Here is a 16,214-nt window from a genome sequence, read left to right as displayed (position 1 = left end):
TTTGTAGTTGTTCATTGTAGCAAAACCTTGGTTACCTGGCTGTAGGTTTCATTATTCACCTGCAATACATAGGTACCATGTGGTAACTTATTTGGTAAGTTGATGGTTATTGTAGCCGCATTATTTATAGCCAGCCGGTTTGTATAAACAACCTGCCCCCTTGTATTACGCAGTACCACATTTGCCTGCCGGCCATTGAAACCTTCCAACAGTGCTGTAATGCAGGAGCGGGCCGGGTTAGGGAATACCGATAATCTACAACCTCGGGAATGAGATGCATTTTGCCTGCCCGTTAATGCAATGCTGCTATCGATCAACTGCAGCGGCACTCTTAAACCGCGCGGACGATAATAATCGGGATTAAACCCGTTGTTGATGCAATGCGGCACACAGGTACTAAAAGTGTTGATATCATACGTAATAAGTATTTCGTTGTTTGCATTGATGTATTCAGGATGCAGGGCCGGGGCATAAAAGAAAGGGGTATGACCTAACTCATTATCAGGTATCGTATACAACACTTTTCTGTTGGTGAATGGCCCTGTAATATTATTGCTGGTGGCTACATAAATACGGGTACCTGCATCGCAGCTCACACTAAATTCAGTGCTCAACGCTACATATTTATTACGCACTTTGGCCACGTACACACCATTGGAAGCGCCGGTGGTAATGGGCGCAATATGCGCAATAGACGTATCCCAGGCCGAACCATTCCAAAACGACCATGGTGCGCGGGGATTGTTTTTTGGAAAACGCGCCACCACAATATTGCTGGTGATAAAGGCGCCCTGTATACCCCAGGTGTAGATGTAGTTATCCGGCTCAGTGGTATGAAAACCCACGCCAAAAGTGATGTCATTGAAGTTTTGCAGAGCATCGTAGCCAACCACATTAAGACCGGGCATTATCATTTTACCAATAAAATCATTACCGCCCCTGGTAAAACCCAGTCCCTCATTTGAGTTTTTGATATTGCTGTTATATACATACACGGTATCGCCATACTGATAACCACCGGTTGGCCATAGCAGGTAATTGTCGTCGGTATTGTTCTTAAACAAACTGGGGATACCTGGTCCGGCACCAATACGGGTACTGGTAGCCGTCCAGTTCCAATTGCCCAACGGCTGCACAAGCGCGGCATTTCTTACCTGAAAAAGACAGGGAATGGTACCCGCCACGGTATCGAGGTGATCGATATAACTATCGTTCATGGCCCACAGCACGCGCCCATCCGAGAGCGGAATGGTAAGCGCCCCATCGCTGGCTATCCAACCGGTTTTCCTATCGAAGAAAGCAGTTACCTGCGGATCTTTATAAATACCGGCATTACCAGGAATGGTGGTATTAGCTCGGTACATCATAATGGGCACCGGTGAAACATAACCCAATGCATCCTGAGTACCGGTAAATAATAACCGGAATTGATAGGTACTGTCCTTTGATAAATTGGTTGTTGGTTTTATACACCATTCATATTCCTTTTTATTACCTGCGTTTATAGTATCGGGGAATTGCCAGGTACTTACCAGCACCTTGCCGCCAACAAAAGTTCCGGCGCCATCATCCCGTATTTGAGTAGTAGTTGGCTGTTTGTCGGTAATATAAGGGCTTGAACCGGCCATTACAAAATCATGTCCCGTGCTGGTATTATTAATAGTGGTCCAGGCGCCCGAACCGCGTTGGTATTGCAGGTTAACTATACCTATTTCCGTATTGGTAAGACTGTTATATACTTCCATCCGGAGACGCAACGGTACACCTGCCACAAAGGGAAGGGTAGCAGGAAAATCCTGCGGACTTAACCAGGTGGCGTTTTTTTCAGAAGCATTGTCTTTACGCCAGCGCCAGTGCGCCTGGCTAAAGCTGGCAACAACATGGCTGCTGGTGACAAATAAAATTATACATAGTGCAAGTAATCGTTTTGTTCTCATGTTAATTTGGTTTTCTGGTTTATGATAATGATAGCGAGTACAATGCAAACACAAATGCAGGCGGGCAGAAAAGTATAAAGTACAGCAATGGCTTGAACCGCATTGGGGCGAATGGTAACAAGGTCTTCTTCTGTAATGCGGCCCGAAGCGCTTATTAAACCGCATCTTCCATTATTACTGTTAATGGCAACATCTTTACGGGTTTCCACGGCGCGCAAGCGGGCATTATAAAAATGACTGTTTACAAGCCAGGTATTACTGAACCAGCCATCATTACTGAGATTCAACAGAAATTGAGCGCCCTGCTTTACTGTAGAAGCTGCAGCAGCCGGCAGCGCCGATTCATTACAAATAAGGATACCCGCTTTGCCATAAGGGGTTGATAGCGGTAAATTGTTGCTGCCGGGTAATACCGAATAACCATTGGCTGAAACAAAGGGCAGCAGTAAACCCTGCCAGCATTGTTCTATAAACAACAATGGCGTTCTTTTATCGTACCGGCCGGCCAACTTACCACCGGGTAATAAACAATAGGCCGAGTTACAAACTACATCATTTGTAATTGCAGTGTTCATACCCAGTACATGCGAAATATTGGCAGCATTGGAATTACGCAGCAGTTCTTTAACCAGGTCGTCGTTAGGAGCGTACGTCCAGGGTATAACCGATTCAGACCACAATATGAGGTTAGGATGCTTTGCAATGCATTGGCGTTCCTGTTGCAGCAATTGATTCGCCAGGGCATTGCCATTAGCTTCGTCCCACTGTAGCTCAGGCGGAATATTTTGTTGTAATATGGCGAGTTTAAAACCGGGCTGTTGAGCAACGTTATTTGTGCGTTCAAATAAAACCAATGATAACCAGCCCCAACATATATAGCCAACTACTATAGAACCGGGAAACAATAATTGTTTGTAGCGGCCATTGGCAATGGCCTTTGCAATAAGCGCATTTACCCATACTATAATAAAACTAATACCGGCAACACCTATGACAGCTGCCGGCTGAATGGCATACAGGTTGGCCGAAACGGCATTGCCTGCATGAAAAAGAAACCAGGGCAAACCACTTGCCGCCCATTGCAACACAATTTCTGCAAGTGTCCATACCGCAGCAATATATAATGGATTGGGAATGCGAAACGCCAGCCATAACACCCCGGCGCAACCGAGGGAAAAAAGCATTACACATAAAAGAAAAAGCCCAACACCGTACCCAACAGATAAACCGGTGAACGCCTGTACGCCGGTGATCATCCAGGCAAAGGCACAGCAGGCAAGGGTGGCGCCCATAATAATACCAGCACGAAAAGGTGTAAAGCCCGAACCATTAAACAGTAGAATGAAGACCGGAACTAACGCCAGCCATGCAAGAAAAACCACCGTGTGTTGCATAGCTATAAACAGGCATAAGCCCGAAGCAATGGCTCCCACTATTGGTGTATAACGATTCATATGCAGGCAATCAGCAGTGAAGTATACACTAAAAGTAAGTGCTTAAACTTGATTTAAATACTTTTTTGTCGGCCCCAATTTGCGCTATGGTAAAATAATATTATTCTTTTTGCGCGAAGAAAGCAGGAGAACAATAAAGCCGGTAAACATCCAACCCAAGGCAATAACCTGTGCCTGGCTTACATTCCAGTAACCAATTGTGTAGCGTGGATTAACGCGGATAAATTCTATTGCAAAACGTTCAGCACCGTTTAGGATGGCAAAATATGCAAAAAGAATTCCTGAAGTTTTTATGGAGCGGCGCAGCTTCCACAACAATAAGAACAGGCCAAAGCAAATAACAGCCTCGTATAATGGGGTAGGGTACACGGGCAACGGTAGCACCGTGCAATTATTACCATTGCAGCCAGGAATATAAATACCCTGATGCACACTGTTATGTGGATAGTGCGATGCCCATAACCATTGCGGCAACCAGCCCGGCCTGGGTTGGTCATTAACAATACCCCAATCGCCATCACCTGCAACATGACATCCAATTCTTCCAACCGCATACGCCAGCATCATACCGCAGCTGCCGATATCCGCAGCAATTGCAGTTTTAATACCATAGCGTTTGTTGATGTATAAAAAAGTAAGCGACCCTGCAATGAGGCCGCCATAGTAATTAAGTCCGTTGAAAGAAAAGATTAGCCCATGTGCAGCAACATCTTCCAGTTTGGCAAAAAGAATGGCCCCGGCAAAACCAAACAAACCGCAATAGAGCAACAGATAGTCCATTAACTGATAAGGATGCATTACTTCAGCTGCAGTGCCGCGTGGTGATTGGCGTTTTGCTATTAGCCCGGCTACTATTGCTGCCAGTAAACCCGCCACCAGGTTACCACGTAGTGAAAAAATAAAATCCTGCGGTGTACCTATATATTGATGACGATGCAGCCACCAGTAAACCAATTTGGCGCCGGCCACTAAGCCTAACAATGCCCACAGCAATGGATGCACTACCTGCTTCGGCCCTTTAAATGGGTGAATAACGCCCTCAGCCTCATTTCGCCGGTATTCGAACCTGAAAGTAAGGTAAGCAGCCGCAAAACCCAGTAAAAGGAACAGTCCGAAAGGGTTCATCACTTATACTATTATAACATACACCATTTTCACTCAGGCAGAAAAGTATATAAAAAATGCTTTTTCTTTCTACATTTAATCTTGCAATAACGATTTGCCTTTTTACCAAAGTTAGCATTAAAAACATCGCATCACTTTAATATTTAAACGCTAATTGCTTGTATATGAGATTACAACCGTCATTCTTACACGCCCGGGGATGCAATCAAAATTACCTTTTTCAACTGTCTGTCACGCATCTTACCGCGTCATGCCTTCCGCATCATTTTTTTACTCCGGCGACCAAATTAACAGCTTCCGACGGGCCCATTTCTACCTGATCTAAAAAATTCTTTATACAAAACCGGCCTAAAAACCTGTACAATTTTACCATACGAAGTGCCTAAACGTGTTAAATAATGAAAAAACTTGCGATATCAGCGCTGCTGTTTTTCGGGTTGGTGGCTGTTCTTTCGTCCTGTAAGAAAACGAGTTTTCTCGATCAAACGGTAACCTCCAGCCTGGATGAAACTACCACCTTCGCCGACAGCTCAAACGCCATGCAGTTCCTGAACAATATTTATGTAAACATAGGCTTTGCAACAGACCCGCGCCGGTTTACACAACTTGGCGCTAATTGGGCCGGCGGGTTGGAAGCGGCCTGCGATGAAGCAGAAGGCCCCAATGCAGCCAGCACCAATGGCTTTATACAATTTGCCACCGGCTCGGTTAACCCGGCCATTGTTCCTAACGATGCCTGGAAAATTTGTTATACCAATATTCGGGCGGTTAACCAGTTCCTGAAACACATACCTGTAATACCATTCAACAGCGCCTTAAAAATACAGGTAAAAGCAGAGGCCCGTTTTCTCCGTGCCTGGTACTATACCATGCTGATGCAACACTATGGCGGTGTGCCGTTAATTGGCGATACCATTTATGCAACAGCCGATAAAATAGAGGTAAAACGTAACACCTGGCGCGAATGTGTAAACTATGTATTGACCGAGTTGGATGAGGCCGGCGCTGTACTACCGGTTACGTGGAGTGGTGCACAATATGGCCGGGCCAGCAAAGGAGCCTGCATGGCAGTTAAAGCCCGGGTGTTACTGTTTGCCGCAAGCCCGCTGTTCAATAATGGCGGGTTAGCCGGCGGCAATGCCGAGCTTGCTGCGCTTGTTGCCTACCCCGATGCCGATGCCAATCGCTGGAAGCTGGCAGCCGATGCAGCCAAAGCGGTCATTGCGCTGAATGCTTACCAGTTGGTGGTTGACAGTACTTCAAAACCCGGTGAGTTGGGTTTTGGGTTTCAGTCGCTGTTCACCAAACGCTATAATACCGAGTATATCCTCAACCGTATGATGGGCGATAACAAATACCTGGAGTCGCTGTGGGATGTGCCTTCCCGTGGCGGTTCGGGTGGTTCTTACCCATACCAGGAAATAGTTGATGCCTTTCCTATGAGTAACGGCTTAAACATTACCGATCCTGCTTCGGGATACGATCCCAACAACCCATATCAAAATCGTGATCCGCGCCTGGGTTATACTATCATGCACGATTCAACGCTGCGGGTAACCTTTGGCACCAACCAGCCTTCACCAATTCAATTATACATCAATACATCGGTTACACCAGCAGTGGCATCGAGCGGCGATGCAGTGTACAAAGGCACGCCCACCGGGTTATACATCTATAAAATGGTTGACCCCAATGTGATCAACAATAGTGTAGGTAACACCACCCGGGTGCTGCCGCTTATTCGCTATGCAGAAGTAGTATTGAATTTTGCCGAAGCTGCCAACGAAGCATATGGCCCAACAGCAGAAGTATATCAATCCATGGAGGCCATCAGGCAACGGGCCGGTTTGCGCCCCTGGCAATTGCCACCGGGGTTGAACCGCGATCAGATGCGCGCCCTTATTCAAAAAGAAAGAAGATTGGAACTGGCTTTTGAAGGGTTTCGTTTTTGGGATGTACGCCGCTGGATGCTGGCCGAACAAACCGAAAATCAGTTGATGCATGGAATGGAAGTGAACCGCGGCCCCGGTGTTGTGTACAAACCTTTCAACGTACGAAAACACAATTTTACAAAAGCCATGTACCTGTGGCCGCTACCGCTATCAGAAATAGCCAAATCGCCCGAATTGCTACAGAACCCATTATACTAACAGCGATAATCATATGAAAAAAATACTTGTATTGCCAATACTGTGTTCCCTGTTATTTTTTGCCTGTAAACCCGAATTGCTTATTGCACCATTGGAACCGGCTAAAGATCTTTCGGGAAGCTGGCAGATCATTAAAGCCACCCGCAACGGTACCGATCTTACCATGCGGTTCAACTTCTCGCAGTTTAGAATTCGTTTTACCGATAGCACCTATACCATCGACAGCCTGGTGCCCTTTATTGTAAACCGCAGTGGCAAATGGGCCTTTGATGATCCAACCTATCCCTTTACCCTCAGCTTTCAGGCTACAGACAGCAGCGCAAAAACTTCTCCCTTACTGTTCCCTGTAACCGGCGGGCAACGTAACCTTATAATCACGTTTAGTCCGGGCTGTAGTGCAAACACCTATCAATACACCCTTCAAAAAGCAAACTAATGCAAGAACTTCCCAAACAACATAAACCAAAGGGTAAGCGAAAAATAACAGCCGGTGTTATTTGGAAGATAGTGGGTGCCCTGCTATTACTGATCATTGCCAGTTGTTCCATTACCATTAATAATGTAGTAATGCCATCGAGTGTGAACGGTGGCGAAATACTGCCGGTAACCCTAAACGTAACCATTGAAACAAATGACAACCAAACTTCCAATTTTATGGTAGCGGTACTGGTACCCAAAGTATGGAAGGTGGCGCAAAATGCAACCATCACCTTTACCAGCGATATTACTTCGGGCGACCAGGGCATGTCGGTTATACCTGCAGGATCACCGGCGCCGCAGGGCGGGGGGCTCGACTGGCCTACGCTGCTTGCCAATAAAATAGGCAATGGCGGCAACCTGTTGCCCGACTATGAGTGGGTAGCGTTTTATTCAAATACCAGCTATTCGGTAGTAGCCAATGCCACCATACACGCTACCGTTAGTATAAAGATCAAAACAAGTACCGATAACCTGCTGTTCAAACCGGGCTTTTGCGTTGCCAACAGTACCGATGGGCTGAGCAGCAGCGATCGCTATGCGGCTTCATTCGCCAATTGTTTTAGGGTGAATGGCCAGGGCGATCTCATTGACTTTTGTAATCCCCAGATCTCAACAGTAGATCCACGCAACTCGCTCGACAATGATATCATCACCGTGACCTTCGACGGCGGCGTACAATCCACTGCATTGGATAACGCATCGCAGGTATACCTCTGCATAGCAGGTATTACCGCAACCGGCGACAGCCTGGTTGTTTGTACCCAAACCGATGACACCAAAATGACGGCATTGGGATTGAACAAATGGCAAAAAGACATTTGGCCCCATAAACTGTTCAACCTTACAAACAATCAGCGCCTCACCGGACTACGCTATTATTTCACCGATGGCGCCGGCGCCAATAAGGTGGGCTATGCCGGCGGCGCAACGCCATTTACGTTCACATTCAAATGCCAATAACAACAAACTGCTTAACTACTCGCTATGGTTTACCCCATATATAAACACATTGTACATACAGGCGGCATGCTGCTGATGTTGTTGTTCGCTATGGCACTACCGCATACCTGCCTGGCGCAAACAAACATAAAAGGAACGGTGGTCGATGATTACGGGTATCCCGTACAGGGAGCCATCGTACACCGTAAAGGCGAAAACACCGGCCCGCTTACCAACAAAGATGGCGGGTTTGAAATAGCGGCCACACCCGGCGCCATGCTCGTTGTTGAATTCCCGGGCTATAATACAACCGAAATAAAAGCAAAAAACAACCGGCAGCTGTACGTGCGTTTGCACAACCGGTACCTGGCCCAAACACCTGGCCCGCATAACACCGTAACACCCGCTGGTGATACCATTTATATACCCAACAGATCAGTGCCTGCACTAAATGTATTGTATGGTACAACAAACGCCACTTCTTTTTTAGGCAGTATTGCAACCGTTGGGTCAAATGAAATAAACACCACACCCGCTTCTTCTTACACCTACGCGTTACCCGGCAGACTGGCCGGTTTGAATGTGATACAAACCAGTGGTTTTTATCAGCCTTTAACCGGTAGCTTAACCTCGCGCGATATTTTTGTAGGTAATATTCCCAACAATAACAGCGGGGCAGGGCCTACAGATAATACAGAGTTCAATATTCAGTTAAGAGGTCATAACGCCAGTTTGGGCCAGAACCCTATAATGGTTATCGACGGTGTACAACGCGAGTTTTATTCGTTAGACCCCGAAAGCATTAGTTCGGTAAGCGTATTAAAAGATGCGCTTAGCACCATTTTATTGGGGCAGAACAGCGCACGTGGTGCGTTGATAGTTACAACCAAACAACCCGTTGTTGGTGCGCCCCGCGTTTCCTTTACTGCAGAAACCGGCGTGCAAACGCCTTTGCAATTGCCCAAACCATTACCTGCTTACCAGTACGCTTACCTGCTTAACGAAGCATTGCTCAACGATAACAAATCACCTGCATACACTGCCGCCGATTTTGCTGCATATCGCAACAATAGTGATCCGGCAGGGCACCCCGATGTAAACTGGTATAATACCATTTTGCGCAACCATGCAAGCCTTAACCGGTATAACCTGCATGTTACCGGCGGTGGCGCCACTGCCCGCTATGTTGTTGGTTTAAATTATATGAACCAGAACGGCCTGTTCGTAACCTCCGATGCCAATTCCTACAACACGAATGCGCAATTGAAACGGTATATGATCAATTCAAGGATCGACATAGACGTCAATAAAAATTTCAATGTAGGCTTGCAGCTCTTCGGGCGTTTACAGGATGGTACGCAACCCGGTGCTGGTACCGCCGGCATTTTACAAGGTTTGCTCACCACACCCAACAACGCCTACCCGGTTTACAATGCCGATAAATCGTTTGGCGGTACTTCTAACTACACCACCAATTTATTGGCACAAACCATTGCCAGTGGTTATATGACCGATCACCTGCGCGATGTAATGGTAAACCTTGACCTTAGTTACAAACTCGATAACTGGGTAAAAGGCTGGTGGGTAAAAGCAAAAGGCAATGTATCGGTGCAGGAAGCAAGCAATCAGGACCGCAGCAAACAGGCGCCGGTGTTTTCGCAAACCATTTCAGCGGGTGGCGATACTGCCTATCACCGCTATGGCAGTACCGTTAACCAGGTAAACAATTTCACCAGCACTTCCTGGGCAAGGTATCGCTTTGTGCAATTGTCAACAGGTTATAACCGCCAGTTTGGACATCACAATGTGGGGGGCATGCTATTGTTCGATCAAAAGAATGTGCTGTTGAATTACGATATTCCTTCATCGCTTACCAATTTTGCAGCAAAGGCTTCTTATAACTATGCGGAAAAATATTTTGCAGAAGGCGCCATTAATTATAGTGGATATAACCGTTATGCACCCGGTAACCAATACGGACTTTTTTATGCCGGTGGCATAGGTTGGAATATGGCCAAAGAAAACTGGATGCAGTCTTCATCCAACTGGTTAAACCAATTAAAATGGCGCGTTACTTATGGCCGTACCGGTAATGCCAATGTAGACATTTATGGTTATTATATCTGGCGACAGTATTTTAGCCAGGTAGCAGGTACTTATCCCATTGGCAGCAATTATCCCAATGGCGCTGGTTTGGGCGAACAAGGTGTGCCCGGCAGCCAGGTATTGGCCAATGTAAGCGCCACCTGGGAAAAAGCCGATAAGCTGAATGCGGGGGTCGACATGGCCTTTCTCAATAACCGGCTATTGATTACGGCCGACTATTATCACGAACGTTATTTTGATGTAATGCAAACCCGGGGACGCAGTATTGCGCTCATTGGCTCACAGTGGCCGGTAGAAAATATTGGCATTAATTTATATCACGGCGCCGAATTAACACTTACCTGGCAGCACCGTATTGGCAGCCTCAACTACTTTTTCACAGGCAATGCTTCCATGCAACAATCAAAAGTGATCTTTATGGATGAGCAATTCCAGCCTTATTCATGGAATGTACGCACCGGCCATCCTGTTGGGCAACGATACGGTTTAATGGCCGACGGGCTTTTTCAAACCGGCACAGAAGCCACTACCGCGGCTACTATTGCAGGTTATACGCCACATGCCGGCGACATCAGGTATAAAGACCTGAATGAAGACCATGTTATTGATCAGTTCGATGTAGCGCCCATGGGCAAAGAACGGCCGATGATCTATTATGGATTAACGGCAGGAATAAACTATAAAGGCATTGAGGCCAGTATATTGCTGCAAGGTGTTGCCAACCGCGAACAATATGTTGGCAACAACTATACCGACGCCGGTTTTCAGGGACAGAACAACGGTTATTCGCAGGCGTATGAACAGGCACTGGGTCGCTGGATCCCGGAGACCACAACAACAGCTACCTATCCCAGGTTAACTGCCGGCGGCAGCGGCTACAATTATTCGCCCTTATATATAGGCAGCTCGTATTTCCTGCGCAATGGCAATTACATACGCATAAAGAATGTGGCTATAGGTTATAACCTTCCTTATACCTGGATAAGAAAAATAAAACTGCGGGGAATAAAAGTTTTTGCCAATGCGCAAAACCTGTTCACACATGCAGGCTATAAAGGCGTAGACCCTGAGGTGCCATTCCCCAATTATCCCATGCAAAAAGTTATCAATACCGGTATCACTGTAAAACTGTAACCAACATGAAGCAATTTCTTTATATAACGATTGTACTTTGTTTTGTTGGCTGCCTGTTTAGTGCCTGCCGCAAAACGTATGAAACGGTTCCTTTAGGACAGCAAATAACGCTCGACCTTGCTTTTGATCCGCGCGATTCGTTGGGCAAGCAGGCTATGACCTACCTGCTTACTACTTACCAGCAAACTTTTTATAACGGTCATAACAGAATTGGCGGTAACTATCTCGATGCGGCTTCTGATGATGCGGTGGCATCTGCATCGGGTATTCCCGCCGTACAAACAATATCAACCGGCGGCTATTCAGCCACCCAAACAAATGCCGATGATGTGTGGGCCCGCTTTTATACGGCCATTCGCAATGCCACTGTATTTATAGTATACATAAACCGGGTGCCTATGATAGAAAAGTTGCCCAATGGCCAGCCAGCCAGGGCTGCTTACCGCAGCGAAGCACGGTTTTTAAGGGCCTGGTTGTATTTTCAGTTAGTAAAGCGCTATGGTGGCGTTCCGCTGCTGGGCGATTCCATTCGCCAGATAACCGACAATGTACAATTACCCCGTAACACATTTAACGAGTGTGTAAATTATATAGTAAGCGAATGCGATAATATAAAAGACAGTCTGCGTACAGCCGCCATGGTTAACAGCAATACCTATGGCCGCATTACAAAGGGTGCAGCTATGGCATTAAAAGCAGAAGTATTACTGTATGCAGCAAGTCCTTTGTTCAATGGCGGTAATATTGAGCCGGCCAATGCATTAACCGGTTATACCAATTATGATGTTAATCGTTGGAAGCTGGCAGCAGATGCCGCTAAAGCCATTATTGATGATGGCGCCTATAAACTAATGCCCAACTTCAACGACGTATTTACCACGCAGGCAGCGCCTGTTGGCGCAAACACCGAGATCATTTGCTGGATGCAAACCGGTACCCCGGCCAATGGGGTTGAATCGAATAACGCACCGGTTGGGTTTACTTCGGCTGGCGGCAATGGCGCAACCAGTCCCACCCAAAACCTGGTAGATGCTTTTCCTTCCGATTCCGGTTATGCCATCACCGATGCGGCAGCGCACTATAATGTAAATGATCCATATGTTCATCGTGATCCCAGGTTGGAGTTGACGGTATTTCACAATGGCTCATTATGGTTAAACCGCCGCGTACAAACTTATAATGGTGGGCTCGATAAACCCGGCGGTACCGTTCAACAAACAAAGACCTCATACTACATGCGCAAATTCATGGGTGCATTTGAAAACGTAAGCAATAACCCGCCATCTTATTCCGGCACTTACCACGACTGGGTATATTACCGGTATGCAGGCGTGTTGCTGAATTATGCTGAAGCGCTTAACGAATTTTCGGGCCCATCATCAGAAGTATACAACGTATTATACGCACTACGCAAAAGAGCAGGCATACTTACTGATGCCGGTAACACGTACGGAGTACCACAGGGTATGCACCAGCAGGCGATGCGCAACTTCATTCGAAATGAGCGGCGTATTGAAATGGCATTTGAAGAACAACGCTATTGGGACATAAGGCGGTGGAAAATAGCAGCACAGGTATATAACAGTGCCCCATTGCGCGGGCTCGACCTGCAACTGTCAAGTGGCGGTCAGCTTTTTTACAATCCTGTACAGGTGCTCAAAACGGTTTTCCGCGATCCGCAAATGTATTTGTATCCTGTTCCTTACAGCGAAGTGATAAAGAACAACCAAATGCAGCAAAACCCACAGTGGTAAAACAAACCAATACTAACAACCTAATTATTTTATATGAACAAGCTTCTCGTTCTTTTTTCAATAGCTGTTCTTTTACTGCCGGGCCTGGCTTTTGCGCAGGATAAAGTGATAACGGGTACGGTGAAAGATGCCAATGGCCCATTGGCGGGGGCAACCATAACAGAAAAAAAGGAACCGCGCAATGCCGTTGCCGCCGATAGCCGCGGCCATTTCAGAATTGTTTTACGCGGTACATCGGGCGTGCTGGTGATCTCGTACCTGAATTACCAGCAACAGGAAGTGAACGTTAAAAAGCAAGACGAGGTGGAAGTGGTGATGCAACAATCGGTACAGGGTATGGAAGAATTGGTAGTGGTGGGTTTTGGTAAAAAGAAACGTATAACCAATACCGGTGCTGTAAGCGCTATTAATGCCGATGAGATCCGCGATGTACCAACTTCCAGTGTACAGAATGCACTGGCAGGAAAACTGCCCGGCTTTTTTACCCAGCAGCGTTCGGGGCAACCGGGTAAAGATGCTTCCGATTATTTTATTCGTGGCGTTAGCTCATTAAACCCCGAGGGTAACCAGCCCCTGATCGTTGTAGACGATATTCAATATACCTATGCACAATTAGCGCAGATAAACGTAAATGAAATAGAAAGCATTTCTATTTTAAAAGACGCCAGCACCACAGCTATTTATGGCATTAAAGGCGCAAATGGCGTTTTGGTTGTAACTACACGCAGAGGTGCAGCAGGTAAGCCAAAGTTCAATGTGCGTATGGAAGGCGGTGCCCAGGCTCCGGTACGAACGCCCAAATTTTTAGATTCGTATCAAACGGCACAACTGGTGAACGAAGCGTATACGAACGACGGTCTTACCCCCATCTTCAATGAGGCTGATCTGGATGCATTTAAAACCGGCAGCGATCCGTATGGTCATCCCAATGTAAACTGGTATAAGGCCCTCAACAAGCCCTATTCAACGCAGGTCAACAGTAACCTCGATATTTCCGGCGGTACCAGTCATGTAAAGTATTTTATTTCAGGGGGTGTATTTACCCAAAACGGCAGCATAAGAAATTTCTCTACCAACGCCGACAATGTAAACAGCAACTATTTTTACCGGCGATACAATGCCCGTTCTAATCTTGATATACAGGCAACAAAGAACCTCAGTATACGGCTCGATGCAACGGTGCGCTTTGGCGACATCAACCAGCCTTATGCCATGAATGTTATCAGCAACATTTACGACTTCTCTAAAATACATCCTTATTCGGCGCCCGTTATTAATCCCGATGGAAGCTGGGCCTATGCATATGATACGCAAAACCAGTTGCCCACTATCAATGCACAGCTGGCAACGCAGGGGTATAGCCGCGATCGCCGTACAGATTATAACGTATTGTTAGGTTTTACCGAAAAGCTCGATGATATTACCCGCGGTTTATCGCTTATAGGGCGGATAGCTTATGCCAGTGTGCAACAAAACAACCTTACGTTGTTCAGGGGTTTTCCGCCCACGTACCGGTACAATGCCCGCGATGAAAGCTATCACCTGAACACAGGCGTAAGCGGTGGTGGTTATACCTATGCAACGTATAGAACACTGGGAAATACGGATCTCGACAACCAACGCACCAACGTACAGGTTTACCTGAACTACGATCGCGTGTTTGATGCCGACCACCATGTTTCTGGTTTGTTTTTATGGAACCAGGAAAGCTACCGGATAGATATAGATGCAACAGGTTTGTTACCCAAAGTAGGCCAGGTGCCGCATAAATATCGCGGGTACTCATTAAAAGTGGGGTACGATTACAAACAAAAATACCTGATCGATTTCAACGGCGCCTTTAATGGTTCCGACCGTTTTCAGGCGAAAAAAAGAAATGGTTTCTTTCCCGCCGTGGGCATTGGCTGGAACGTTGCCAAAGAAGAATTTTTCGGCGACATTTTTCCCGCTGCAAGTTTGTTTAAGTTGCGCGCCACCTATGGTTTGGTGGGTTCCGATGTGGCGCCGGGCGAACAATACCTCTACAACCAGATCTACAACCAGGGTGGCGGATATAGCTTTGGACAAACCAACCAGGGCGCAGGTACTATATCTGAAGGGGCGCTTGGCAATAACAATGTTACCTGGGAAAAAGCAAAGAAATACGATGTGGGTTTAGATGTAAACCTGTTCAATGATAAAATAACATTATCGGCCGATTATTTTCACGAACGGCGGTACGATCAGCTGGTGGCGCCCGGCAACACCCCGTTGGTGTTAGGTATAGGTGTTTCGCCAACCAACGTGGGTATTACAGTGAACAGGGGCTGGGAAGAAACATTTAACTATCACGATAAAATTGGGAACGTACAATATAGTGTAGGACTGGTATGGTCATATGCAAAGAATAAGGTATTGTTTAAAGCAGAGGCAGCGCCCCGTTATCCCTGGCTGGCCGAAACGGGCCATTCCATTAATCAGCCCCTTGGCTATTTGTTCCAGGGATTTTATAGCCAGGAAGAAATAAACGATCCTAAAGTAGCCAAACCAGTAGGCGCTGTAGCCATTCAACCCGGCGATCTTAAATATAAAGACCTGAATGAAGATGGTATTATTGATCAAAACGACATTACCGTCATTGGCCGGCCTAACCTGCCAAACACTACTATTGGTTTACCTATAAAGATCGGTTATAAAGGTTTTGATGCAAGTGTGCTTTTTCAGGGAGCGTTTGGTTATAGTTTGGGTTTAACAGGTACAGCCATTGAGCCATTCAAAGGCCAGTTTCAACCGCTGCATCAAAAACGGTGGACGCCCTCTACTGCCGGTTCTGCCCAATTCCCCAGGCTTACCACCAACCCAACTACCATCAATAGCCCCGGTGCTTACAATTCTGATTTTTGGGTCATTAATGCCCACTATATAAGACTTAAAACGGTGGAGTTAAGTTATATTATACCGCACCGCTGGTTACCGTTAAAAATAAATAACGGTCGCCTGTACCTGAGCGCGTATAACCTGGTTACGTGGAGTAATGTAAGTAAAAAATACCAGGCCGACCCTGAAGTAGCCAGTAATACAGCGGGCGATGCCTACCTGGCGCAACGCGTAATTAATATCGGTTTACAGGTAGGATTATAGTAAAACTCTTTGAAT

The 16,214-nt window shown here is 46.5% G+C and carries 9 protein-coding genes and 1 pseudogene; 7 read left to right on the top strand and 3 right to left on the bottom strand.

Translation table 11 applies throughout. The features are described from left to right. Positions 1 to 11 precede the first annotated feature (11 nt). The 3 genes from GGD38_RS36405 to GGD38_RS36395 form a co-directional block, all read right to left on the bottom strand. Positions 12 to 1,937: a DUF5005 domain-containing protein gene (locus tag GGD38_RS36405; RefSeq protein WP_375301051.1), complete on the bottom strand. Its 1,926-nt coding sequence runs from the start codon at positions 1,935 to 1,937 to the stop codon at positions 12 to 14. Continuing rightward, the gene (gene lnt, locus GGD38_RS36400; protein ID WP_375301050.1) at positions 1,934 to 3,391 is read right to left on the bottom strand and encodes an apolipoprotein N-acyltransferase; all 1,458 of its coding nucleotides are present in this window, start codon (positions 3,389 to 3,391) and stop codon (positions 1,934 to 1,936) included. The genes GGD38_RS36405 and lnt overlap by 4 nt, the downstream gene beginning before the upstream one ends. Positions 3,392 to 3,475: 84 nt before the next feature. Then, entirely contained in the window at positions 3,476 to 4,516 is a 1,041-nt protein-coding gene (locus GGD38_RS36395) for a prolipoprotein diacylglyceryl transferase (protein ID WP_375301049.1), read from the bottom strand. A gap of 398 nt (positions 4,517 to 4,914) precedes the next feature. On the opposite strand from GGD38_RS36395, the gene GGD38_RS36390 reads away from it, so the two are divergent. From GGD38_RS36390 to GGD38_RS36360, 7 genes and pseudogenes are all read left to right on the top strand, one after another. Beyond that, on the top strand, positions 4,915 to 6,666 hold the full coding sequence (locus GGD38_RS36390; protein WP_375301048.1) for a RagB/SusD family nutrient uptake outer membrane protein: 1,752 nt from the start codon (positions 4,915 to 4,917) through the stop codon (positions 6,664 to 6,666). Positions 6,667 to 6,679: 13 nt separating this feature from the next. Next, the gene (locus GGD38_RS36385; protein WP_375301047.1) at positions 6,680 to 7,102 is read left to right on the top strand and encodes a DUF5004 domain-containing protein; all 423 of its coding nucleotides are present in this window, start codon (positions 6,680 to 6,682) and stop codon (positions 7,100 to 7,102) included. Continuing rightward, positions 7,102 to 8,106, top strand: coding sequence for a DUF4961 domain-containing protein (locus GGD38_RS36380; RefSeq protein WP_375301046.1), 1,005 nt, complete (start codon positions 7,102 to 7,104; stop codon positions 8,104 to 8,106). The genes GGD38_RS36385 and GGD38_RS36380 overlap by 1 nt, the downstream gene beginning before the upstream one ends. Positions 8,107 to 8,130: 24 nt before the next feature. Then, a pseudogene (locus GGD38_RS36375) lies at positions 8,131 to 8,418 on the top strand (carboxypeptidase-like regulatory domain-containing protein); the annotation flags it as partial. Between the two features lie 12 nt (positions 8,419 to 8,430). Then, entirely contained in the window at positions 8,431 to 11,325 is a 2,895-nt protein-coding gene (locus tag GGD38_RS36370) for a SusC/RagA family TonB-linked outer membrane protein (RefSeq protein WP_375303730.1), read from the top strand. Positions 11,326 to 11,330: 5 nt separating this feature from the next. Next, positions 11,331 to 13,079 (top strand): RagB/SusD family nutrient uptake outer membrane protein, encoded by a 1,749-nt coding sequence (locus GGD38_RS36365; protein WP_375301045.1) that lies wholly within the window; start codon positions 11,331 to 11,333, stop codon positions 13,077 to 13,079. Between the two features lie 33 nt (positions 13,080 to 13,112). After that, entirely contained in the window at positions 13,113 to 16,199 is a 3,087-nt protein-coding gene (locus GGD38_RS36360) for a SusC/RagA family TonB-linked outer membrane protein (RefSeq protein ID WP_375301044.1), read from the top strand. Positions 16,200 to 16,214: the final 15 nt, after the last annotated feature.

Origin of the sequence: Niastella sp. OAS944, from assembly GCA_024809215.1 — a bacterium.
Lineage (GTDB): Bacteria > Bacteroidota > Bacteroidia > Chitinophagales > Chitinophagaceae > Niastella.
The sequence above is the reverse complement of the archived record's forward strand: the minus strand, read 5'-3'. Positions and strand labels throughout refer to the sequence as shown.

What these genes read in the sequence shown, in the direction of transcription:
- GGD38_RS36405 (WP_375301051.1), bottom strand. Translation starts at nt 1,937, where the DNA reads ATGAGAACAAAACGATTACTTGCACTATGTATAATTTTATTTGTCACC.
- lnt (WP_375301050.1), bottom strand. Translation starts at nt 3,391, where the DNA reads ATGAATCGTTATACACCAATAGTGGGAGCCATTGCTTCGGGCTTATGC.
- GGD38_RS36395 (WP_375301049.1), bottom strand. Translation starts at nt 4,516, where the DNA reads ATGAACCCTTTCGGACTGTTCCTTTTACTGGGTTTTGCGGCTGCTTAC.
- GGD38_RS36390 (WP_375301048.1), top strand. Translation starts at nt 4,915, where the DNA reads ATGAAAAAACTTGCGATATCAGCGCTGCTGTTTTTCGGGTTGGTGGCT.
- GGD38_RS36385 (WP_375301047.1), top strand. Translation starts at nt 6,680, where the DNA reads ATGAAAAAAATACTTGTATTGCCAATACTGTGTTCCCTGTTATTTTTT.
- GGD38_RS36380 (WP_375301046.1), top strand. Translation starts at nt 7,102, where the DNA reads ATGCAAGAACTTCCCAAACAACATAAACCAAAGGGTAAGCGAAAAATA.
- GGD38_RS36365 (WP_375301045.1), top strand. Translation starts at nt 11,331, where the DNA reads ATGAAGCAATTTCTTTATATAACGATTGTACTTTGTTTTGTTGGCTGC.
- GGD38_RS36360 (WP_375301044.1), top strand. Translation starts at nt 13,113, where the DNA reads ATGAACAAGCTTCTCGTTCTTTTTTCAATAGCTGTTCTTTTACTGCCG.